Below are 19,730 nucleotides of genomic sequence, written 5' to 3'. Positions count from 1 at the left end.
CGTACACCTCCACCACACGGCCGCGCGGCAGGCCGCCGACGCCGAGTGCGACGTCGAGCGCGGTCGACCCGGTGGGAATCACCTCGATGGGCTCGATCGGCCGCTCACCGAGGCGCATCACCGCGCCCTTGCCGAACTGCCGCTCAATCTGCGCCAGTACCAGATCCAGCGCTTCACCCTTGCGAGCCATGTGCAACCCCGCTGCTCACTCTTCGCTCCACACGACTGTCGCACGGAGAAGATGACAGCGGGTCCCGACGCGGAGGAGAAGAGATCGCGAACGCACACGCGTCCAGCGAAGCGCATCTCATCGATATGCGTGTCGCTTGCATACTATCAATGGAGCGGCATAGTCGACTCCCGCGTGGTGCCTCCCGTGGACTCATCGCCGACGCCTGCGACTTGCCCGTGTCCCTTCTTCACCACGACGCGCTTGCGCGGATGTGACCGGGATTTCATCCAGAGCCGTGCGCTGTGATCGGAAGCCAAGTGGTCAACGTCGGAAGTCTTTCGGAGGGCGTATAACTGGCTGCGCGGAGGATTCTTTCCGTTGATCGGCGGTGAGTCGGTCGAGCCTGGCCAGCAGATCGTCCAGGTCGGAGGTGGTGACCTTCCACTGGAATGGCTGTTCTGTGGCGTTCCAGCGGTCTTTGAATCCTCGGAGCCGGTCCCTGACCGGGGCCAGGTCGGTGAGGTCGTTGGACGAGACGACCTTGCGCTGCACGACGGAGAAGCAGATCTCCACCTCGTTGTACCAGGAAGCGTGGCCGGGGTACCGGCCGGGGCGCCGGCGGTCGGCCGAGCCGGGCATGTTCTCGTCGGCGAAGCGGCCTCGTCAGGACCGCACGGTGCCCACATGCAGGCCCGTCTCACGGACGATGCACGCGTGGGAACGGCCCCGCTGCATGGAGCGCGACGTGCGCTCGTGACCTCCCTTGCTCAGAAGCCGCCCGCGCGGCTGAGCCGCCGGGCGGCAGCTCCCCGGCCTGGACGCCCGCCACCTCGGCCAGTTCGCCTATGCCGGCGGCCGACCGGCCGACGGCGAAGGCCTCAAGCTGATGCGTCTGAGCCTCGGAGGATCCGCCAGCAAGCATGGAGCCCAACGCTCCGTCGGCGGACTTTACGACGCTGCTGACCAGGTTGCAGCTGCGCCTCGGCACCCCGCTCCCACCCTCGCTGATCGGATTCTGGGAGCTACGGGCGCGAAGCCCGCAATGGGGCACACTGTTCGACACGTTGATGAGCCCGAAGATGTTCGCCCCGTCCGCTTATCTCGACGGTCATGGCTACGGCCCCGAGTACCGGCTGTCGGTGGCACGGGTGGACAGCTCGATTCGTCCGGTCCACGAGACCTTGGACTACGGATACCAGGCCTGGTTCGACGGCGCCGCGGAGGCCCTACGCGCCACGGCCGCCACCTGGCGGAGTTTTGAGGTCGGCGACAGCGTGATGCTCGACCCGGCCGTCGCCCGCTCACTGATCCAGATCGCCTCCGACCACGGCGAGTGGGTCGAACTTGTCAGCGACTGGTGCGATCACACCGGCGAGTCGCCCATCTTCCGGGCCGGCGACGACCACGAGGGCTACGTGGACCTGCTCGGCACCAGCCTGCCCAGTGGCTCGGCCTGGAGGTCGACGCGACGATGGCACGGCTCGTCGCACCGGATCTCGTCACTGCCGTGGCAAGCGGGGCAAGCCTGCTCTGCTCGGCATGAACCGTGTACGCGATTGAGCGTTGTCGCGCTCGCGGGTGAGGCACCCTTCCGCCGGGGAATCAAGCTGCTCGGTCCGGCCCCCAATCCCGAGCCCGGTTACTCGTACACCCATACCAGGTAGGCGCCCAGTCTGTCCGAGGGCCATGAGATGTGGTCGAGGCCTTGCACAGGTCCGACTCTGAGTCAATCCCCGAAGGACTTCCGACGTTGACCACTACTGATCTTTTTCAGAATGAGGTTCGGAGCCATCGCCAGCAGAAGATGGTGCGGGCGAGTTGGAAGTGCCCCAGGGGCGGGTCGACGCCTATCCCGCAGCGGGTGCGGAGCCGCTCGAACTGGTGGAGCCAGGCAAACGTCCGCTCGACCACCCAGCGGGTCTTCCAAGGACAGATCCGTGAGAGACACCGCGGCGAGCGATCCTCGGCATGATTCCCCAGGACCGGAGCAGGCGACGGTACTTGTCGAAGTCGTAACCACGGTCGGCGAACAGCCGGGCCGGCCGATGACGCGGACGCCCGCCCGCACCACGGATTCGGAGGTAGGGCGTCCAGCAGGCGCATCAGCCGGGTGGGTCGTGCCGGTTTCCGCCTGTCAGCGAGACGGCCGAGGGGGCCGTACCGATCGGTGATCAGGTGGTGCTTGCTGCCCGGACGTGCGCGGTCGACCGGCGAAGGTCGGGTGTGAGCCCCCTGCGAGGCTCCGACTGGGGAGCCGTCGACCGCTGCGTCGTCCATCTCCAGCAGGCCCGCCGCCCACAGACTCGCCACGAGGATCTCGTGCGGGCGGGGCCACACAGATGCCGACTGCAGGGGAACCAGTGGCGTGCCCGGTGTGCGAGGGTCAGACGGCTACCTGCCCGGGTGCATGCCGGGTTGGCGTTGCCGGCTGCGGCTCTCCGGCGGTCAGGGCGTCGATGGTGGCGGTCACCGTGTGGGCCAGGCCCTGCATCTGGTCGTCGGTGTACCAGGCGTGGCTGTAGGTCAGGTCGATGGCCAGGCGTCCTTGGTAGCGGCTGACGACGGCGAAGATCATGGGGACGTGGCCGAGGGGCGCCAGGCGAGTGTTGCTGATGCGCAGGCCTGGTGGCAGGTCCGGTTCGGTGATGCTGCCCACGTTGGTGATGACGAGGCTGGGTGGGTGCTGGTCGAGCATGTAGGGGAAGGCGGCCAGCTCCATCGCTGCGGCGCCGCTGTCCAGATCGGCCCGCAGGCGAGCGTCCAGGGCCTGACCGGCTGCCACGGAGTGAGTTCCGGTACTGACCTCCAGCCGGATGGAGGTAGTGGTTGCCGCGGACTGCAGGACCTCGGCGGGCAGTGGCGGGGTGAGCCGACGGCGCATGTCCACGGCCGTGGTGCACAGTAGCCTCTCCGGGCCATCAGTGGCGGGGAACAGGGAACGCAGGCTGGTCAGCAGGATGCCTGAGACCAGGGTGTTCAGGGTCAGCGAGGCACTCCGGGCGATCTGGACCAGTCGCTTCGCCTGTTCCGCGTCGGTATCGATTCCGATGATGCGGAAACGCCTGTCCGTGCCGGGATGGCCGTCCCGAGCGGCAGAAGCGGGCACGAGCGTGGGCGGCGCCTCAGTATCCAGCTGTGCTCATTCGGCAACGAAGTCCCGCAGCTGTTCCGGGGTGAATCGGGTAGCGAGCAGGTCGTCCAGTGCGGGGCCCAGCACCGGCTGGACAAGACTGCCGGGGAGGGGGCCGCCCATGGCCAGGGCTGTGTAGGTGTCCCACAGTCGTTGGTGGAGGGACAGGTAGCTCATCCCGTCGACGAATGCCCGCGGCAGAGTCATCGCCACCCGGCTGCCCCCGGCTTCGCGGAGCACGGTCAGCCGCAGCAACGGCCCCCGGTCCCAGGCGACAGGGGCATTGATCTCGTCGTCGAAATCCTCGCCGTGGCCCAGCACCGGCCCCGGAGCCGAGTCCTCGATACGGACCAGCGGCTTTCCGTCCCGGCCCGGGGTGATCTTCCCAGCGACCAGCGGACTGCACGCCCGCAGATGGTCCAGGGCCTGGCTGAGGACCGCATTGTCCAGATCACCCTCCACATCGCAGTACAGGACGACGCGGACACCGGCCGCGTCGATGGCCGCCTCGTGCGGCGCCAGAAAACGCTCCATCATGAACTCCTCCATGGGACCGATGCACCATCACCTACCGGAGCGCCGCTCCGGGGCCAAAGAGTCCACGTCCGCCCGGACGGATGAACCAGCGCGATGCCTCCTCCGCGCCGTCGCTCCCGCCGGTACGCGGAAACGAGCTGTGCGCCATCCCGTCAGCCGTTCGGCGCCAAGGAGGCTGATCCCTCGGCGCGCCGCATGTTTCAGTTCTGCAGGCGCACGCGGTGAGCGGGAACAGGGACACGTGCCCCCTGCCGGCCTGCGACCATTGTCGTGATTTCAAGTGCCCTTTCTGTTAAGCGTAGTTGAGGGCGTCGCGTACGTCATCAGAGGCCTGGATGAGCGTTGCGGTCTGGGCTGGTGCGGGATTCCAGGGGATGTCCTCATCGATGTCCGCCATCACGCCCGTCGTTTCGTTTCCAGGGACATCCGGACCTGGTAGCCGGCGGGGAATGCGATGCCGGTGTCCAGGTAGGTCGCATCGACCCGGAAGGCGGAGATACGAACATTCACGGTCAGGTGTTCTCAGTTGCGAGCTACTTCCTCGATGGCGTAGCGAGCGCCGCTCCCTGGGCGTTGACGGTGTGGAGCATGGGCACGAAGTTGTCTCGGCGAGGGCACCTCACGGGGCTGCGGTAACCAGGTGTCCGCCGTCCCAACGCAGGGTCCATCGGGAATGTCCCGGGGAACGGCGGGAGTCGTCGCGGCGGGTTCCGGCATGGCGGTTCGCGGGGGCGCCGGGGTGACGGCGAACGGTGCGGCCAGGCCGACGTCGTGTGCACAAGCCTGGCATCGGCGACGGAGGTACTGCCCCCACCGACCGCCGATGCCGCACAAGCCTGATGCTTGGGTCACCTCAGCCTCATCTGGCCCCTGAGCAGCCATCCCCGTGACCACCGAGGTACTCAAACAGACGGGGCTAGGGGCTCCTGGTGGCGTGAAAGACGGTGCCCCACCGCCGAGATACGACGGTGGGGCACGCAGTGGTCAGGCTGATCCGGGGCCGCCGCCTCGGAGCGGTGGGTCAGATGGCTCCGAAGAACACGCTGCCCGGCGCGTCCGGGTCGTTCGAGAGGAAGTGCTCGCGCACCGCGCGGATGAACTCGTGGCGCGAGATCGCACCGTCCCCGTCGGTGTCCAGCTTGGCGAACATGTCCATCGCGTCTGAGGCGTCGCTCTTCCACACGTCCTTCTGGAAGCGGGCGAACTCGTCCTTGCCGATCTCGTTGTCGCCATTGACGTCGATGATGTCGAAGATCGCGTGGCCGCCGCCCTCGGTGACGTTGAGGCGGCTGGTGTCGATGACCGCGAGGCGGTTGGCGGTGACGAACTGGTCCTTCGTGAGCCGGTCCCCGTCCACGCCGGCGTGGCGCAGCAGCTCCAGGAAGTAGATCTGGCAGAAGGTCTGGATGGCCCTGGCCCTGCGGTCGTCGTTGCCGAGCCGGTAGGCCTGGACGTAGCGGTCGCCGAGCGCCTTGTAGTCCGTCCAGTCCACATAGCCGTCGTGGTTGGCATCGATGTTGTCGAACGTGCGCTCAAGCTTGACGGTGATGGCGTCCTGGGCAGCAACGGTAGTCATGACAAAGCGTCCTTACGTGATCCTGTTTTCGGGCTCCCCCAGCATGAGATGAACCAGTCGGAACACATGCCGGATATCCCTGTACGTCACACGATCCAGTGACTACAGCGACGCCCGCAGGGCTGCCCTCGCGAGGACGACATCCAGGTCGATCACGACCTCCTCACTCTCCCAGCGCCCACGCTCCGAAATCACCAGACCGATCAGTGCCAGATCACCAGCCTGATCCCGCAGCACATACTGCTCATGGGTCTCCTCCCCGACATCACCCAACTCGTCACGCTCCCAGGCGCCCACCGCGGCCTCGGCCACAACCCCGGGCAGTCGCACCGTGACACGGCCGACCTGCACATCGACATGCTCCCCGATCACGGCCAGCACCGTGGTGAGCCCGTCGCCTGCGGTGGCAGGCTCATCGGGTGCCTGCCAGCAGGGCGGGCGCGGTGAGGAGCGCGCGGACGCGCGAGTCGTCGGGATCGTTCCGGAGTTCGTAGATCTCCAGGCGCTGGTCGGGCCGGTCGGACTGGGCCCAGAGCTGGAAGTCGACCGTCACGTGGCCTGCGCCCGGGTGGATCATGTGCTTGGTTCCGGCGACGCATTCGCCGACGCGTCCGGATGCCCACAGGGCGGCGAAGTCATCGTCCTTCACGCACAGCTCGCCGATCATGCGGGTCAGGACCTCGTCGTCCGGGTACTTCCCGCTGATCAGCCGCAGGTACGCGACATAGTCGGCCGCCTCCTTGCCCCAGTCCCGGTAGAGGGCTCGGGCCTGGGGGTCGAGGAAGAGCAGGCGGGGCAAGGACGGCTGGGTACTGGGGTGCTCGGGAGCGTCGGAGGGCAGGTGCGGGGCGATCAGGGCGTGTCCCAGGTCGTTCCAGGCCAGTACGTCGTTCCGGCGTCCCAGGATGATGGCCGGCCGGGTGGCGACGAGGGAGAGCAGTGTCCGGGCGTTCGGGCTGACCGTCTCCGGGCCGTGGTCTGCCGTGGCAGGGATGCGTTTGGCCCGTGCCAGGTCGAGCAGGTGTTCCGTCTCCGTGACCGAGAGTTGCAGGGCCCGTGCCAGGGCGAGCAGAACCTCGTCGGAGGCGTGGCGGCTGTGGCCCTGTTCCAGTCGCGTGTAGTAAGTGACGCTTACGCCCGCCAGCTGGGCGACCTCTTCCCGTCGCAGGCCCGGGACCCGGCGGCGGACTCCGAATCCGTTCAGGGGGGTGTCCTCCGGCGGCAGCGCGGCGCGCTTGGCCCGAAGGAAGACGGCCAGATCACCCGGATCATTCATAAATCAACCTTAAAGCGATGCGGGCGGGCGCGACCATATCCCTACGAGTGCCACCCTTCCCGGGGCGTGCAAAAGAAGGGATCTGGTAGCTGACCAGGACTTCTCCCAGCATCGAGGGCATGCCTTTGCCCATCATTGCTCTCGCTCTGACCGCCTTCGCCCTGGGGACAGCCGAACTTGTCCCCAACGGTCTGCTGCCGCTCATCAGTGACGACCTGGGAGTGTCCGTGTCCCGGGCCGGCTGGGTCACCACCAGCTTCGCGCTCGGCGCGATGATCGGCGGACCGCTCGTCGCGGCCGCCACGATGCGTCTGCCCCGCAAGCCCCTGGTGATCGGCCTCACCCTGGTGTTCATGGCCGCCAACGTCCTCACCGCGGCCACCGGCTCCCTGCTGGTCGTGTCGGCCTCGCGGGCGCTCGCCGGGGCGATGCTCGGCAGTTTCCTCGGGATCGCGATCACCATCGCCAGCAGCCTGGTCGCACACTCCCGTCGGGCCACGGTTATCGCCGTGGTGTTCACCGGCTTCACCGTGTCCAACGTGATCGGCGTCCCCATCGGCAACATCATGGGACGCGCGGCAGGGTGGGAGGCCGCTTTCTGGGTCGTGTCCGCCCTGGCGCTCGTCGGCGCCGTAGCCATGTGGATGCTCCTGCCCGGCAGCACCGCGGGCAGCGAAGGCCGGCCGGAGGATCGCGGCTTCGGTGTTCTGCGCAGCGGCGCCCTGTGGGCGGCCTTCCTCGCCATCGCTCTCAGCTACGGCGGGCTCTTCGTCGTCTACACCTACATCGCCCCCTACCTGACGACCGTCACCGGCGTCTCCGCCGACTCCCTCACCTGGCTGCTCCTGTTGTTCGGTGCGGGGCTGATCGGCGGCAACGCTCTCGGGGGCCGCTACGCGGACCGGTCGGTGACCCGCACCGTGGTCGTGATCCTCGGCGCTCTGACCGTCTCGCTGCTGGCTCTGGGGGCCCTGGGTTCCGTCCTGCCCGCTGTCCTCGTCCTGCTGGTGCTGCTCGGCGGCGCGGGCTTCGGCATGGTGCCGCCGCTGCAGTCCTACGTACTCCACCTGGTCGGCTCGTCGTCCGTCCTGGTGTCCGCGCTCGCCGCCGCGTCGTTCAACTCCGGCGTCGCGCTCGGCTCCGCAGTCGGGGGCATCGTCCTTGACCAGTCGTCGGCGTATCCGGCGCTGGCCGCGGTTGGCGCCGGGATGACGCTGCTCGGCCTGTCCGTCTTCCTCCTCACCCACCGCCGCCACACCACCCGGCAGACCTCGACGGACCACACCACGGCAGGCCACCCGGCAGCAGCCGACCCGGTGACAGCCGACCCGGTGGCCCAGCACGTCTGAGTCCCCAGCCGGACGGTAGATCGCGGGGGCGAACCGCGATCACGAGTGCGGAACCACAGCGCGGGATCAGGGTGCCGTTCACCATCAGCACGGCGTCCTCGCGAAACCCTCTGCACGGCAGTGCGGGCGTACAAGTGGACGTGCGCCACCTCGTACGAACGAGAGTGCACCAAGGTCAATGCGGCGGGAGGTGGGGGCGGGGGGCGGGGAGCCTGCTGTCGTCTTGCTGAAAGGGCGGTGGGAGGACGGCAAGGGTGGCCCTGGATCCTCATCGCCGGTTGGAATTGCGACGCTATCGCGGTTTGTACGAGTCCGGCGCGATGGGCCCGTGGGAGGTCGCGAAGGAGACCGGGCTCAACCGGCGCACTGATTCCAGGGCTCCAAGGCCCGCCACCTCATCAGCCGGGCGCGGCACCGCAAGGCCGCCCGAGTGCACGCCGTGTCCGGAACTCGAAACTCGTGAGGAGAAACGCGTCACCGTGCGGCAGGTCATCCAACGAGGATCCCGAACCAGACGGGCCCGTGGGAGCAGAACGCGCGAGGACCGGCCGACGCCCGCTGGGCACAGGACCCGCCGTCGACAACCCCGGGTCTTCGCCCACCGCCGTGCCCCGGGCAGGCGGTGCTCGCCGCCGAGCGCCTGGCCGACGCCACCGCCGCACCGGCCCCGCGCCGGCATCAGACCACGGCCGGGGGCAAGGCACGCAACGTCACATTCAATGATCGCTTTGGGCTGAGTGACCGGGGCATCCCCCAATCCCCCAACACCTGTGAGGTTCTGGGAGATGAGCCGAAGCACGATGGTTGTCACCGGCATGGCGGGCGTCGCTTCAACGGTCACAGACCGGCGATGTCCCGTGCCCGTTTCACCACGGAGCCGAGCGCGTCCACTGCGGTGTCATGCCGCCTCGCGCGCTCCGCCCGGTCCGCCGGCACCAGCCGCGCCGCAGTCTGAACGGCATAGGCGTCCGGGTCGCCGAAAGCAGTCCTCGGGTGCTCCCCCGTATCCGCGCAGTGTGTCGTGACTTCCTTGACCGCCTGGAGCACCACTGCCCGGTCCACGCCCGGCTGCATGGCCAGTCGTACCTGGAAACGAGCCATCCACTTCTCGCGGTCCTTCTCCCCCGCGTCCGTTGTCCGGTCCTTCTTCGCCATGTGCTCTCCCGGGTAATCGGCAGCCGTCCGTCAAGAGGTCGGACGCCTGGGGACTCGAAAGGGGTTGCACAAGCAAGAAGCTGATGAGTCCCAGGCGACTACGTGAGCCACACTGGCCCTACCTGCCCAGAAGTCCTGGTGACAGACCTCCTGCCATAGTGCCAGCTATCGTGCTTCGTCTCAGGGGATGACGGATCGTGATATCCGCGGGGGCTGGATCGGAACACCAGCTCGATGTAGCCGATGTCGGTCAGCTCGACCTGGAGACCGGCGACGCGAGTGCTACGGGCGGTGAAGTACTGATCATCCTGGAGCCCCTCGGCCGTGATGTCCTGCAGCTGCCGCTCCGTGGCGCGCGACGACTGCGCGTCGAACAGCCTGGCCGCGTACACCGGGGGCAGGTGCTGGGTGATCCTCCGGACCCGCCAGTCGTCGATCTCACCGGCCAGCCCCTCCGCCCGCTCGGGACGCGGCCGGCAGATCCGGTCCTGCAGGTAGGCGCTCGACCAACCGCTGCGAGACGCCGAGCAGCTGCGCGACCGCCTTGGTCGAGCCCTTGTGCTGCTTGGCCAGGAAACGAATCTGCGCCCCGGCCGTCGTGAGTATCGGGCGGGGCGCGCCGCCGCGCGGTCGAGGCTGTCGTCGATGATGCCCACAAGAAGCGTGCACCGTGGGTGACGTCTGGCGTGGCAGTGGAGCCGGACGAGGATTGTGCAGGGTGGCCGGCAATGACGGCGTCCCGGTCGCGGTCGATGCCTGCGGGGAGGGTGTGGATGGTGGGCAGGTCGTCTTCCCGGGCGGCGTCGAGCCACTCCGGTAGCCGTTCGTCCTCGCGCTCGGTGAGCATCCGGGCGAAGGACCGGCCGTGCCCGGCGAGGGCCTCCAGTCCCGGGCAGTCGGCCAGCACGGCCTTGAGTCGTAACTGTTCGCTCTCCGTGAGGCTTTCAGGGTGTCGCAGAATCCACCCGGAGACCGTCCGAGGGATCGGTGGCCGGGCGGAGACCGTTCCAGTTGGGAGGCGTTACTTGCGCAGGTAGGCACGAACTTGCGGGTAGCTGCCGTGTAGCCGAACGGCACGATCTCTTTCCGCAATGCTTACGCGTTGGTGTATCCCTGTCTCCAGCGGTCGTCCAGGCAGGGCTGGTACTCGTCGAGGACGGTGGGGCGGTTTACCACTATCGGTGGAAGAGGCCTTCGGGGAATGTGGCGTCGGCCAGGCGCTTGACGATGCGGTGGGTCATGCGAAGCTGGCGACCGATCGAGCGTCGGTCGTGTCCTGCCGCCAGCAGGGTGTGAACGGCGGCGTGCCTGCCCCGAATACGGTCGGCGAACCAGTGCCCCGTTTGTCATGGTGATCCGGTCATCTCCCTTGGGGAGTGGAGCCGCCGCAGCGGGCTCGACCGGCTCACGTGCCAGGGGTCCAAGGCAGTCGCGGTGCTGGGCAACACACCGCCCGGCGGCCTCGCTCAGGTTGTGCGGCAAGAGCCATCTGTCTGCTAGCTGTACGGCCTGGAGCGCCCCGGCGGTGGCCTCCATCCGCGAAGAACGGCGCGCGTCGCGGCACACGACCTCGGTGCCGGGCCGTTTGGCCAGCCAGGCGGCCAGGCTGGATGCTTCCCGGTCGGGCAGCAAGCCCACCTGCCGCCGGGGTTTCGACGTCGACCAGCAAGGTCCCGTAAGCGCGGCCCTTGCACGTCGCGTACTCGTCGACGCCGACCACCCGCGGCACCGGTGGTTCGGGATCGGGCAGGGCCTCGACCAGCCGGAGCACAGTGCTGCGGCTGACGGACGCTCCGAAGACACCGGCCATGCGGGGCGCCGGCCCGACCGGCGAGCGCGAGGCCGACCGCGGCCGATGTCGCTCGCAGGCGCTCGGTCCACCGGCCGTATCGCCACCTCCGGTGAGAAGGCCGGCCCAGTGGTCGGCGCCTGCGGCCCGGGGGCAGGCCGCGTTGGACGAACCCCAACGAACCCCCACCACCGACCCCACGGCTTGGGAACGTTACGTACCACTTCACCGAATAATTCAGGACACCCAATCAGAAACTTATAAATCTCCGCACAGAATTCCTTTCGGAGCGCGCGACGATTCGGCTCCCTTGGGGGCTGGAACCACGCCTGCCCGGACGTTCCCCGACTTCACCCTACGGCGAATTTCAGCCAGGAGTGGCTCATAACTACCACCCGGACCACTTGAGTTGAGATCCTGCTATAACGCGTGCATGGCATTCGTAATTTCGGCTTCAGCGAACTGGGCCGAGGCGGTCAGTGCAGTTGCGGCAACAGCTGGCGTCCTCGCGACCCTTGCCGTCGGCTGGTGGGCGTGGCGCGCGGCAGTTCCCCATCGCAAGCTCGCGTATTCGATCGAGGCGACACCGCTGCTCTCCTCCACGCACAGCGGCCTGACCGTCAATCTCGGCTCGGAACGTATTACCAGCCCCCAAACGGCCACCCTCAAGGTCATCAATGTGGGAAACCGGGAGATCGAGACACCGCACTTCAATTCTGAGTCAATCGAATTCGATATGAACGCCCGAGTCGTTTCCGTCCTGGCATCGAGCAGCACGGACAACCGCAGGGTGCCGCCTGCATCTGCTCACGGAAATACACTACAAATCGAACCCTACCCCATCCATAAGGGGCAAGAGGTAAGCTATAAACTGCTACTCGATGGCCAGTCCCCCCGACTCACACTGCGGCACTCACTGAGCGCAAAATTCGGAGAAGACAACCGCAGCAGGAGGACCCAGTACGTCCTCATGGCTCTACTCGCCGTGGTCACTGGAATGTTGGGAATCATGCTCTGGACAGGCTACAGCGTGATCAAAGAAATTGAGCTAAAGGATCAGAAAGGCCTGGAACAAAGAATACAGGTCCAAAATCAGTGGTGGTACGACAAGGGAAAGACCGAAGGAGAGAAGGCGGCACGCGAAGGCAGCAGCACCGGATCAGCTCCCGCAACGACGCCGAACACCACACCGAGCAGTCGATAGTCACGCGCTTTCAGGATTCTGACCATCCGGCGCCCGCCGTGGTGCTGGGGTCGGACCCGCAGAGATCGAGCGCGTCTACACGGTCACCGACCCCAGGAGCGGGAGGCAGGGTGTTTGAGAAGTGATCTTGTGTCCGGGTTCGTCACGCCAGGCCGACTGCAGTGAGGGGCCGCAGGTGGTCGCGGGCGGTACGGCGGAGGGCGGCGGCGATGTTGGTGTGGCCGTCCTGGCGGTGGACGCCGATGGCGAGGTTGCGCAGGCCGGCCATGACGCGGGGCAGGTGGCGGGTGCGGACCTTCGAGGCGTCTTCGTGGAAGGTCCGGTCGCGGACGTGGTGGAGCTGGTTCTCGATGCGCCAGTGGCCGCGGATCCACGCCGCGAGTTCGCTGCCGTCGGCCGCGCCGGGCGGCAGACCGGTGACCAGGTAGATCCGCTCGATCGTCAGCTTGCCCGTGCCCGGATCGCGTCTCCAGCGCACGACTTGGAGGGCCTGGCGGGCGTGCGGGTAGTCGATGTGGGCGAACGCTGCGGTCTTCAGACGGCGGATCTCGTCGCGGTGATGGGCCCGGGTGCGCTCGACGTGGTCCAGGCGGACGTCGCGCCAGGGCAGGCCGCGGATGCGCTCATGCAGGCCGGGGTGGTTCCGCTTGACGACGGCCAAGCAGTGAGCCCCGCGTTCGTGCAGGTAGGCAGCGTGGTCGTGCTGGGTGTGGAGGGCATCGGCGGTGATGACGGCACCGGTCAGCTCGATGCCGTCCAGGAGCGGGACGAAGGCCGGGATCTCGTTGCTCCTCCCGTCGATCTGTCGTTGAGCGAGGACCTCGCCGCTGTGGGTCATCGCAGCGAGCAAAGCAGTGGCGGTCCGGTTGGCGGTGCGGGTGCCGTGGAGTGTCTTGCCGTCGATGGCAATGGCCTTCCGTCGCGAGGCCGGGGCCGGGGCCTTGCGTTCCTGCAGGAAGTCGCCGATGGCGCGGTCGAGGGCGTCGCCGTCCACTGCGGCCAGGACGAGGCGGACGGTGGTGGCATGGGGCGGGCGGATCAGTCCGGTCAGCGGATCGGAGCGGAACCCGAGCAGGGCCAGGACGCGCTGCGGAGCGTCCGTGATCCACTCGCCGATCGCTGTGACCGAGGCGGCGCCGCCCAGAACGGCGGCAGCCGCGGCGGTGAGCAGGGCTGTCCAGGGGTGACGGATGCCGCGACGGGCCCGCGGATCGGGCACCGTGGCCCGATACTTCCGCAGGTCAGCGGCTGTCTCTAGCGGGGTTGAGTCGGAGGTGTCCCCCCAGTTGCCGAGGGCATGACGGCATGCGGGAAGACGGGTGCGCAGTCATGAACTCGCTCTGTGCTCATACGGACTCGACACCCACATGATCACCAGCGGCCATGCCTGTTCTGCGTCCAGGGTCACCGCTCGGCAGAAGTCAACAAGCCGTCATATCCCGTGCTCAACAGGCGAACCCACCCACCTTGGCACTTCTCAAGGCCCCTGGGTTCACTCTGGAGAGGCAACGCTGAGAATGCTTAGTCTTCGATCTTGATCACTTTGTAGGTGAGCACGTACTGCGCCTCTTCGCTCAGATCGAACGTGAGCTCAACACCTGTTGGGGATTCCCTCGGAATGTCCGCGCCCCCAAGCCTGTCATCCTCCCCGAAGGTGGTATCGCCGTAGAGGAAGACACTGATCCAGTCGCCGTGGAACGTGTACCTCTCGTTGATGTCGCGGTTGTCGCCTATGGCCATCGTGACGTAGCCTTCCGGGTCCCCCGGTGGCCACCTCTTCACACCATCGATTTGCATTTTCACGTCATCGGTCGCACCGCCAGCGGTTTGGACGCACTGAAGTCGCACGACCTTGAGGTCGTATGATGTCATGACCCAACTCCTCATTCTCGGTCAATTCCAGTGGACCCCTGCGGGAAGCAGCATGCAAATGGACCTTGCTTTGCGCCTGCCGCCGAATAGGGCGAACTGCTCCACTTCGTCGGGCACGGCGGGAAGGGGCGGCAGCTGCACCGGGCCCTCCCCGAGCCCCAGCACCCATCACGGGGTGCCGGTAGGAACGCTGTTCGCCGCTGTAGGTGGCGACGGTGTCCTTCCACGCCCCGGCGGCCGCCGGATACACGTCCGGCACCTTGGAGTCGGCGAGCGTCCACCGGTAGCCGGGGCCCTTCATCCGGGCCACGCGGAACGCCTGCCAGTTGGGCAGGCCCGCGTGCCTTTCGGAGTAACCCATGCTCTTGGCGAGCGCTACCCCCGGTTGCCCTTGATGTAGCGGTGACAGCGCTCGCAGGCGTACCAAGGTCAGGCGTCGACGGGCCCGCGAGTTCCCGTTCAGTCTTCGATCTTGATCACTTTGTAGGTGAGCACGTACTGCGCCTCGTTGCTCAGATTGGCCGTGAACTCAACACCTGGTAGGGATTCCCTCGGAATATTCGCGTCCCCAAGCCTGTCATCCTCCCCGAAGGTGGTATCGCCGTAGAGGAAGACATTCATCCAGTCGCCGTGGAACGTGTACCTCTCGTTGATGTCGCGGTAGTTGCCTACGGCCATCGTGACGTAGCCTTCCGGGTCCCCCGGTGGCCACCTCTTCACACCATCGATTTGCATTTTCACGTCATCGGTCGCGCCGCCAGCGGTTTGGACGCACTGAAGTCGCATCACCTTGAGGTCGTATGATGTCATGACCCAACTCCTCATTCTCGGTCACTTCCAGTGGACCCCTGCGGGAAGCAGCATGCAAATGGACCTTGCTTTGAGCTCGTAACACGATCTTGCTGAATCGTCCAGGTAGGCCGTTACCGGTGTGCTGATTCGGCCGTTCGTGAGGGCGTGGGTACCCGACCGTGGATCGTGGACGATGAGTTGTGGGCTCTGGTCGAGCCGTTGCTGCCGCCGTGGCCGGAGCGATCGTCGGGGCCGAGGCCGGTGTCAAGCCGGCTCTGCCTCCAGGGCATCCTGTTCGTCCTCCACAACAACATGGCCTGGCAACTCCTGCCCCTGGAGCTCGGGTTCGGCTCGGGTCAGACGTGCTGGCGTCGTCTGGACCGGTGGCAGAGGGCAGGGGTGCCCTCGCCTGCGACGCCGCCCCTGCTTTCATACAGACCTGAAGCAACGCCGCGACGCGATCGGTGCCTTCCTCACCCAGGCCGCCGGAGGCACGGCGTGAGCGCGCACCGCCGCCCGCTGCCCGGCCGCACCGCCGCCCCGCCATCGCCGACGACTGACCGCGGAGACCGGTCGCAGCCCGAGCGCGCCGGCCCTGGCTGCTCGAATCGGCCTCGCCAGCACCACCTTCCGCCGCAACTGTCCGTACATCTGTGCCGAGTTGGCCGTAGCGACGGCCAACCCATCCGCCTCGAAGACCGTCGACGCGTACAGCGTCGACGGCCGACGACGCCCGTTTGCGGCGTGACAAAGCGATCTCGCCGAGGTGCTCGGACTCTCCATCGCCGCCGTCCAGCGGCTCGGCGTGGACAACGACCGTCTGCCGGTGTCCTCAGACCGTGCGTGGGTCAGGCATCCAGCCGTCGTGCTGCGAGCCAGGCGACGATCTCGGGGTCGCGGTGGTCGAAGAACAGGGAGCTGCCGGTGTCGAGACCAGCGATCCGAGCCATCTGTTCGTCGGTGAGCCGGAAGTCGAAGACGTCGATGTTCTCGGCCATGCGCTCGGCGCGCACGGACTTGGGGATGGCGACGACACCGCGCTGGGTCAGCCAGCGCAGGACGACCTGGGCGACGGACTTGCCGTACTCCTTGCCGATGCCGGCGAGCAGCGGGTTGGTGAACAGGTCGTTCCTGCCCTCGGCGAAGCCGCCCCAGGACTGGATCTGCACCCCGTGCTCGCGCATGAGGTCCTGGTAGTCGGCGCGCTGGAAGAAGGGGTGGGTCTCGATCTGGTTGACAGCGGGGGTGATCTCGTTGTTGACGATCAGGTCGATCAGCCGGTCGGGGTAGAAGTTGGCGACCCCGATCGCCTTGGCCATGCCGTCACGGTTGACCGCTTCCATGGCGCGCCACTGGCCGTAGACGTCGCCGAAGGGCTGGTGCATCAGGTACAGGTCGACGTAGTCCAGGCCCAGCTTGGCCAGCGAGGTGTCGAACGCGCGGCGGGTGTTGTCCTGGGCCGGGGTGTCCTGCACCCACAGCTTGGTGGTGACGAACAGCTCCTCGCGCGGGATGCCGCTCGTCTTGATGGCGCTGCCCACGGCTTCTTCGTTGCCGTAGGCAGCAGCGGTGTCCAGCAGCCGGTAACCGGCGGCCAGTGCGTCAAGGACGGCACGCTTGGTGTCCTCGGCGGGGATCTGGTAGACGCCGAAGCCGAGGATCGGCATCTCGACGCCGTTGTTCAGGGTGACGGTCTGCATGAGCGGGATGTCCTTCACTGGAGGGCGGGTCGGGTGGTCAGGGGCGGATGAGGGCCTTGAGAAACCTGGCGGTCGGCCGACACCCGGTGGGGGTCCGGAGTGCGGTCGAGGGCGAATCCCTGATCGAAGACGTCGTGGTGGCCGGTGGTCGTCACATCGGAGAGCGCCAGCAGCGACGGGAACAGCGCGGAGTCGGCGGGCTGGACGATCCTCGGGTCGGGCAGGTCCTCGACGCGAACGTGGTCGGCTCCGTACATCACTGGTGCGCACATGAGAGGTGGTACTCCGAACGAGGGGCGGGGGCGCCACGCGAAGCGCGAGGGCCAGGGCGGGGTCAGCGTTCGAGCAAGCGGGCCTGGGCCTCGGTGTGGGTGGCGCCGGCGGCCGGCGGCAGGCTGGAGAGCCGGTCGAGCTGCGCAGCGGTCAGCGTGACGGCGTCCGCGGCCGTGTTCTCCTCCACCCGGGCCACCCGCTTGGTGCCGGGGATCGGGGCGATGTCGTCGCCCTGCGCGAGCAGCCACGCCAGCGCCACCTGGCCCGGCGTGGCGCCGACCTCGTCGGCGATGTCCTTGACCTGGTCGGCCAGGGCCAGGTTGTGCTGGAAGTTCTCGCCGGTGAAGCGCGGGTTGTCGCGACGGAAGTCGTTCTCGTCGAACTGGTCGGTGGAGCGCACGGTGCCGGTCAGGACTCCGCGGCCTAGCGGCGAGAACGGTACGAGGCCGACGTTGAGCTCGCGCAGCACGGGCAGCACACGGTCCTCGACGCCGCGCGTGAACAGGGAGTATTCCGACTGGACCGCGGTGACGGGCTGGACGGCGTGGGCGCGGCGGATCGTGTCCGGGCCAGCCTCCGAGAGCCCGAAGGCGCGCACCTTGCCCTCGGAGATCAGCTCGGCGACGGCTCCGGCGGTCTCCTCGATCTGTGTGTTCGGGTCGACGCGGTGCTGGTAGTACAGGTCGATGTGATCGGTGCCCAGCCGCTTGAGGGAGCCCTCGACAGCGGTGCGGATGTTGGCCGGGCCGGAGTCCACGTTCCATGGGCCGTCGCCGCCGTGTGAGACCAGGCCGAACTTGGTGGCGAGAACCGCCTTCTCCCGCCGGCCCTTGAGCGCACGGCCGAGCAGGTCCTCGTTGGTGTAGGGGCCGTAGATCTCGGCGGTGTCGATGAGCGTGACGCCCAGCTCCAGCGCCCGGTGCACGGTCCGGATCGACTCCGCGTCATCGGTGCCCGAGCCGGTGTAGCCGCGGGACATGCCCATCGCTCCCAACCCGATACGGGAAACCTCCAGGTCACGCAGTTTGATATAGCGCATCTCGCCTTCTCCGGTCGGTGGCGTTGCCCGTCCCCTCACTGTGGCCCGGCCCGGCCGGGTGTGCCGGTCGAACCTGGGTTGCGGCGAGAGGGGCGGTGTCTTCCTCATTCACCTTCGCCCGGATGGTGGCCGCGTGGCAGGGCGGGCTCTTCAGGGGGGCATGGCAGTGCCCCCTTCGCCGCTGCGAGGCGGGCACCTCTCGGGTGAGACTGGAGCCATGGCATCGACGAGCGCGCACAGCGAGGGCGCCGAGCTGGGCCGCTACCTGCGCGCCCGCCGCACCCGGACCAGCCCGGAACACGTCGGCCTCACCGTCGGCGCCGGCATCCGCCGCACTCCCGGCCTGCGGCGTGAGGAGCTGGCCACCCTGGCCGGCATCAGCATCGATTACTACGTGCGCTTGGAACGCGGCAAGGAGACCCGCCCCAGCCCCGCGCCGTCCTCGACGCGCTCGCCCGCGCCCTGCGTATGGACGACCAGGAACACCAGCATCTGCGCGAGCCGGCCCACAAGACCTTCCAGCACCCCCAGGTCGGCGCGCTCACCCTGACCTCGCAGTACCTGCACATCGAAGGCACCCCAGGACAGCGCATCGGCGTCTGCACCGCCGAACCCGGCACCCCCGACCACGACGCCCTGCTCCTGCTCGACATGGCCGGCTCACAGTCGGCACCGGCCGCGCCGGCTGTGGAACCCACCGGACGGCAGGCCCACCGCGGCTGAACGCGCGGTGGCCTCGGTGGCCTCGGTGTACGGCACTGCACCGGGCGGTCCCTGCGACGGTGCCGTATCGCGCTAGCGGAATCGCAGTTGGCGCCGAGGGGGACGTGTGCCTGCGTGATCTTGACGCCGGCGTCCGCACACTGACCCCGCAGTCGCATTCGAGCAGTCGCAGCCACTGTTCCGGCCCGCAGAGCCCGGTGCGGGCCGCCGACCACGCCGAGAGCCTGCGTACGTCCGCGCTCAGGCACTCATGGGTCCGCGACGTCGGGGGCACCTTCACCAGCGGACAACCCACACAGGTGAGTACGCCCGGTTCTCAGCACAGCGCAAGGTGCTTGGTGGGGTGCGCTCAGGCGTCGACGCGCTTCGGCGAGGACGATCTCGGCCAACGCGCGGGGGCCGGTAAAGGGGGAGCGAAACCGGCCGGTGGGCGGCTCGGCGCATGTGCGAGGGTGGCCGTATGAAGTGGAACGGTGACGAGTACCAGGCCCGATTTGATGACATCGCCGCCGAAGGAGGAGATATCCACGGTGAAGCCGCGCTGGTCCGCTCCTTCCAGCCTGCCACCGCGCTCGACGCGGGCTGCGGTACCGGCAGAGTGGCCATCGAGCTGGCCGGTCACGGCATCGCCGTGACCGGCGTGGACGTCGACGAGTCGATGCTCGCCACCGCCCGGCGCCTGGCACCGGAGATCGTCTGGCACCGGCGTGATCTGGTCGGTCTTGACCTGGGGCGGTCGTTCGACGTGGTGGTGATGGCGGGCAACGTCCCCCTGTTCACCCCGCCGGGAACGGAACCGGCCCTGGTGGCCGGGGTAGCGCGTCATGTCCGGACGGGCGGACACCTGGTCGCGGGGTTTTCCCTGGACCGGGGCTACACGCTGGACGACTACGACGCCCACTGCCGTGCAGGGGGACTCGTCCTCGAAGCCAGGTATGCGACCTGGTCCCGAGACCCGTACGCCGACGGGGAGTACGCCGTCTCGGTGCACCGCCGCCCCTGACCACCCCGGCTGCGCTCAGGGCAGGGCGACACCAGCGGTGACCACCCTGTCGTTGCGGTGCGGTGCCCGTGGGTCGCCCAGCAGATCGCGTGCAGCGCGCCGGGGGCGACCATCTCCAGGATGTCCCGAGCGCCGAGCAG

Annotated in this window: 18 protein-coding genes and 4 pseudogenes; 6 read left to right on the top strand and 16 right to left on the bottom strand. The window is 67.7% G+C overall.

Annotated features, from left to right (window positions below):
- A pseudogene (locus ABT170_RS33530) lies at nucleotides 1–190 on the bottom strand (recombinase RecA); the annotation flags it as partial.
- A gap of 303 nt (nucleotides 191–493) precedes the next feature.
- Nucleotides 494–811, bottom strand: coding sequence for a hypothetical protein (locus ABT170_RS33525; RefSeq protein ID WP_351873741.1), 318 nt, complete (start codon nucleotides 809–811; stop codon nucleotides 494–496).
- A gap of 281 nt (nucleotides 812–1,092) precedes the next feature.
- On the opposite strand from ABT170_RS33525, the gene ABT170_RS33520 reads away from it, so the two are divergent.
- The gene (locus ABT170_RS33520; RefSeq protein ID WP_351873738.1) at nucleotides 1,093–1,836 is read left to right on the top strand and encodes a hypothetical protein; all 744 of its coding nucleotides are present in this window, start codon (nucleotides 1,093–1,095) and stop codon (nucleotides 1,834–1,836) included.
- A gap of 106 nt (nucleotides 1,837–1,942) precedes the next feature.
- On the opposite strand, the pseudogene ABT170_RS33515 reads toward ABT170_RS33520, so the two are convergent.
- The 6 genes and pseudogenes from ABT170_RS33515 to ABT170_RS33490 form a co-directional block, all read right to left on the bottom strand.
- A pseudogene (locus ABT170_RS33515) lies at nucleotides 1,943–2,515 on the bottom strand (IS5 family transposase); the annotation flags it as partial.
- Between the two features lie 40 nt (nucleotides 2,516–2,555).
- The gene (locus ABT170_RS33510; RefSeq protein WP_351873735.1) at nucleotides 2,556–3,278 is read right to left on the bottom strand and encodes a phthiocerol/phthiodiolone dimycocerosyl transferase family protein; all 723 of its coding nucleotides are present in this window, start codon (nucleotides 3,276–3,278) and stop codon (nucleotides 2,556–2,558) included.
- A 33-nt stretch (nucleotides 3,279–3,311) separates the two neighbouring features.
- The gene (locus tag ABT170_RS33505) at nucleotides 3,312–3,839 is read right to left on the bottom strand and encodes a hypothetical protein (RefSeq protein WP_351873732.1); all 528 of its coding nucleotides are present in this window, start codon (nucleotides 3,837–3,839) and stop codon (nucleotides 3,312–3,314) included.
- Nucleotides 3,840–4,860: 1,021 nt separating this feature from the next.
- Nucleotides 4,861–5,415, bottom strand: coding sequence for an EF-hand domain-containing protein (locus ABT170_RS33500; RefSeq protein ID WP_329940430.1), 555 nt, complete (start codon nucleotides 5,413–5,415; stop codon nucleotides 4,861–4,863).
- 102 nt (nucleotides 5,416–5,517) lie between these two features.
- Entirely contained in the window at nucleotides 5,518–5,787 is a 270-nt protein-coding gene (locus ABT170_RS33495; protein ID WP_351873729.1) for a hypothetical protein, read from the bottom strand.
- 40 nt (nucleotides 5,788–5,827) lie between these two features.
- The gene (locus ABT170_RS33490; RefSeq protein WP_351873726.1) at nucleotides 5,828–6,691 is read right to left on the bottom strand and encodes a helix-turn-helix domain-containing protein; all 864 of its coding nucleotides are present in this window, start codon (nucleotides 6,689–6,691) and stop codon (nucleotides 5,828–5,830) included.
- Nucleotides 6,692–6,810: 119 nt separating this feature from the next.
- Here ABT170_RS33490 and ABT170_RS33485 point away from each other — a divergent pair, with 119 nt between their 5' ends.
- Nucleotides 6,811–8,040, top strand: a complete 1,230-nt coding sequence (locus ABT170_RS33485; protein ID WP_351873723.1) for an MFS transporter — start codon at nucleotides 6,811–6,813, stop codon at nucleotides 8,038–8,040.
- Between the two features lie 837 nt (nucleotides 8,041–8,877).
- Here the strand turns inward: ABT170_RS33485 and ABT170_RS33480 are convergent.
- Together ABT170_RS33480 and ABT170_RS33475 are read right to left on the bottom strand one after the other, a co-directional pair.
- A complete protein-coding gene (locus ABT170_RS33480; protein ID WP_329941885.1) occupies nucleotides 8,878–9,195 on the bottom strand; it encodes a hypothetical protein in 318 nt (105 codons plus the stop codon).
- Nucleotides 9,196–9,293: 98 nt separating this feature from the next.
- Nucleotides 9,294–9,851: an XRE family transcriptional regulator gene (locus ABT170_RS33475; protein WP_351873720.1), complete on the bottom strand. Its 558-nt coding sequence runs from the start codon at nucleotides 9,849–9,851 to the stop codon at nucleotides 9,294–9,296.
- A 1,566-nt stretch (nucleotides 9,852–11,417) separates the two neighbouring features.
- Here ABT170_RS33475 and ABT170_RS33470 point away from each other — a divergent pair.
- Nucleotides 11,418–12,188: a hypothetical protein gene (locus ABT170_RS33470; RefSeq protein WP_351873718.1), complete on the top strand. Its 771-nt coding sequence runs from the start codon at nucleotides 11,418–11,420 to the stop codon at nucleotides 12,186–12,188.
- Between the two features lie 142 nt (nucleotides 12,189–12,330).
- Here ABT170_RS33470 and ABT170_RS33465 read toward each other — a convergent pair whose 3' ends face one another.
- The 3 genes from ABT170_RS33465 to ABT170_RS33455 form a co-directional block, all read right to left on the bottom strand.
- Entirely contained in the window at nucleotides 12,331–13,407 is a 1,077-nt protein-coding gene (locus ABT170_RS33465; protein WP_351873715.1) for an ISAs1 family transposase, read from the bottom strand.
- 302 nt (nucleotides 13,408–13,709) lie between these two features.
- Nucleotides 13,710–14,060: a hypothetical protein gene (locus tag ABT170_RS33460; protein WP_329941880.1), complete on the bottom strand. Its 351-nt coding sequence runs from the start codon at nucleotides 14,058–14,060 to the stop codon at nucleotides 13,710–13,712.
- Nucleotides 14,061–14,519: 459 nt separating this feature from the next.
- A complete protein-coding gene (locus tag ABT170_RS33455) occupies nucleotides 14,520–14,870 on the bottom strand; it encodes a hypothetical protein (protein ID WP_351873712.1) in 351 nt (116 codons plus the stop codon).
- 165 nt (nucleotides 14,871–15,035) lie between these two features.
- Here ABT170_RS33455 and ABT170_RS33450 point away from each other — a divergent pair.
- A pseudogene (locus ABT170_RS33450) lies at nucleotides 15,036–15,254 on the top strand (transposase); the annotation flags it as partial.
- 446 nt (nucleotides 15,255–15,700) lie between these two features.
- Here the strand turns inward: ABT170_RS33450 and ABT170_RS33445 are convergent.
- From ABT170_RS33445 to ABT170_RS33435, 3 genes are all read right to left on the bottom strand, one after another.
- Complete coding sequence (locus tag ABT170_RS33445; protein ID WP_329941879.1) at nucleotides 15,701–16,552, bottom strand: aldo/keto reductase; 852 nt, start codon at nucleotides 16,550–16,552, stop codon at nucleotides 15,701–15,703.
- A gap of 14 nt (nucleotides 16,553–16,566) precedes the next feature.
- A complete protein-coding gene (locus ABT170_RS33440; protein ID WP_329941878.1) occupies nucleotides 16,567–16,824 on the bottom strand; it encodes a hypothetical protein in 258 nt (85 codons plus the stop codon).
- Between the two features lie 62 nt (nucleotides 16,825–16,886).
- Nucleotides 16,887–17,864 carry an aldo/keto reductase gene (locus ABT170_RS33435; RefSeq protein WP_351873708.1) on the bottom strand — a complete coding sequence of 326 codons (978 nt, stop codon included), beginning with the start codon at nucleotides 17,862–17,864 and terminating at the stop codon, nucleotides 16,887–16,889.
- Nucleotides 17,865–18,081: 217 nt separating this feature from the next.
- On the opposite strand from ABT170_RS33435, the pseudogene ABT170_RS33430 reads away from it, so the two are divergent.
- Together ABT170_RS33430 and ABT170_RS33425 are read left to right on the top strand one after the other, a co-directional pair.
- Nucleotides 18,082–18,587: pseudogene (locus ABT170_RS33430) on the top strand (helix-turn-helix domain-containing protein).
- Between the two features lie 460 nt (nucleotides 18,588–19,047).
- Nucleotides 19,048–19,590, top strand: coding sequence for a class I SAM-dependent DNA methyltransferase (locus tag ABT170_RS33425; RefSeq protein WP_351873705.1), 543 nt, complete (start codon nucleotides 19,048–19,050; stop codon nucleotides 19,588–19,590).
- Nucleotides 19,591–19,730: the final 140 nt, after the last annotated feature.

It is taken from the genome of Streptomyces sp. NPDC001787 (genome assembly GCF_040297465.1).
Lineage (GTDB): Bacteria > Actinomycetota > Actinomycetes > Streptomycetales > Streptomycetaceae > Streptomyces.
Note: the sequence above shows the minus strand (reverse complement) of the source record. Positions and strands in the feature narration are given on the sequence as shown.

What these genes read in the sequence shown, in the direction of transcription:
- ABT170_RS33525 (WP_351873741.1), bottom strand. Translation starts at nt 811, where the DNA reads ATGCCCGGCTCGGCCGACCGCCGGCGCCCCGGCCGGTACCCCGGCCAC.
- ABT170_RS33520 (WP_351873738.1), top strand. Translation starts at nt 1,093, where the DNA reads ATGGAGCCCAACGCTCCGTCGGCGGACTTTACGACGCTGCTGACCAGG.
- ABT170_RS33505 (WP_351873732.1), bottom strand. Translation starts at nt 3,839, where the DNA reads ATGATGGAGCGTTTTCTGGCGCCGCACGAGGCGGCCATCGACGCGGCC.
- ABT170_RS33500 (WP_329940430.1), bottom strand. Translation starts at nt 5,415, where the DNA reads ATGACTACCGTTGCTGCCCAGGACGCCATCACCGTCAAGCTTGAGCGC.
- ABT170_RS33490 (WP_351873726.1), bottom strand. Translation starts at nt 6,691, where the DNA reads ATGAATGATCCGGGTGATCTGGCCGTCTTCCTTCGGGCCAAGCGCGCC.
- ABT170_RS33485 (WP_351873723.1), top strand. Translation starts at nt 6,811, where the DNA reads ATGCCTTTGCCCATCATTGCTCTCGCTCTGACCGCCTTCGCCCTGGGG.
- ABT170_RS33480 (WP_329941885.1), bottom strand. Translation starts at nt 9,195, where the DNA reads ATGGCGAAGAAGGACCGGACAACGGACGCGGGGGAGAAGGACCGCGAG.
- ABT170_RS33470 (WP_351873718.1), top strand. Translation starts at nt 11,418, where the DNA reads ATGGCATTCGTAATTTCGGCTTCAGCGAACTGGGCCGAGGCGGTCAGT.
- ABT170_RS33460 (WP_329941880.1), bottom strand. Translation starts at nt 14,060, where the DNA reads ATGACATCATACGACCTCAAGGTCGTGCGACTTCAGTGCGTCCAAACC.
- ABT170_RS33455 (WP_351873712.1), bottom strand. Translation starts at nt 14,870, where the DNA reads ATGACATCATACGACCTCAAGGTGATGCGACTTCAGTGCGTCCAAACC.
- ABT170_RS33445 (WP_329941879.1), bottom strand. Translation starts at nt 16,552, where the DNA reads ATGCAGACCGTCACCCTGAACAACGGCGTCGAGATGCCGATCCTCGGC.
- ABT170_RS33440 (WP_329941878.1), bottom strand. Translation starts at nt 16,824, where the DNA reads ATGTGCGCACCAGTGATGTACGGAGCCGACCACGTTCGCGTCGAGGAC.
- ABT170_RS33435 (WP_351873708.1), bottom strand. Translation starts at nt 17,864, where the DNA reads ATGCGCTATATCAAACTGCGTGACCTGGAGGTTTCCCGTATCGGGTTG.
- ABT170_RS33425 (WP_351873705.1), top strand. Translation starts at nt 19,048, where the DNA reads ATGAAGTGGAACGGTGACGAGTACCAGGCCCGATTTGATGACATCGCC.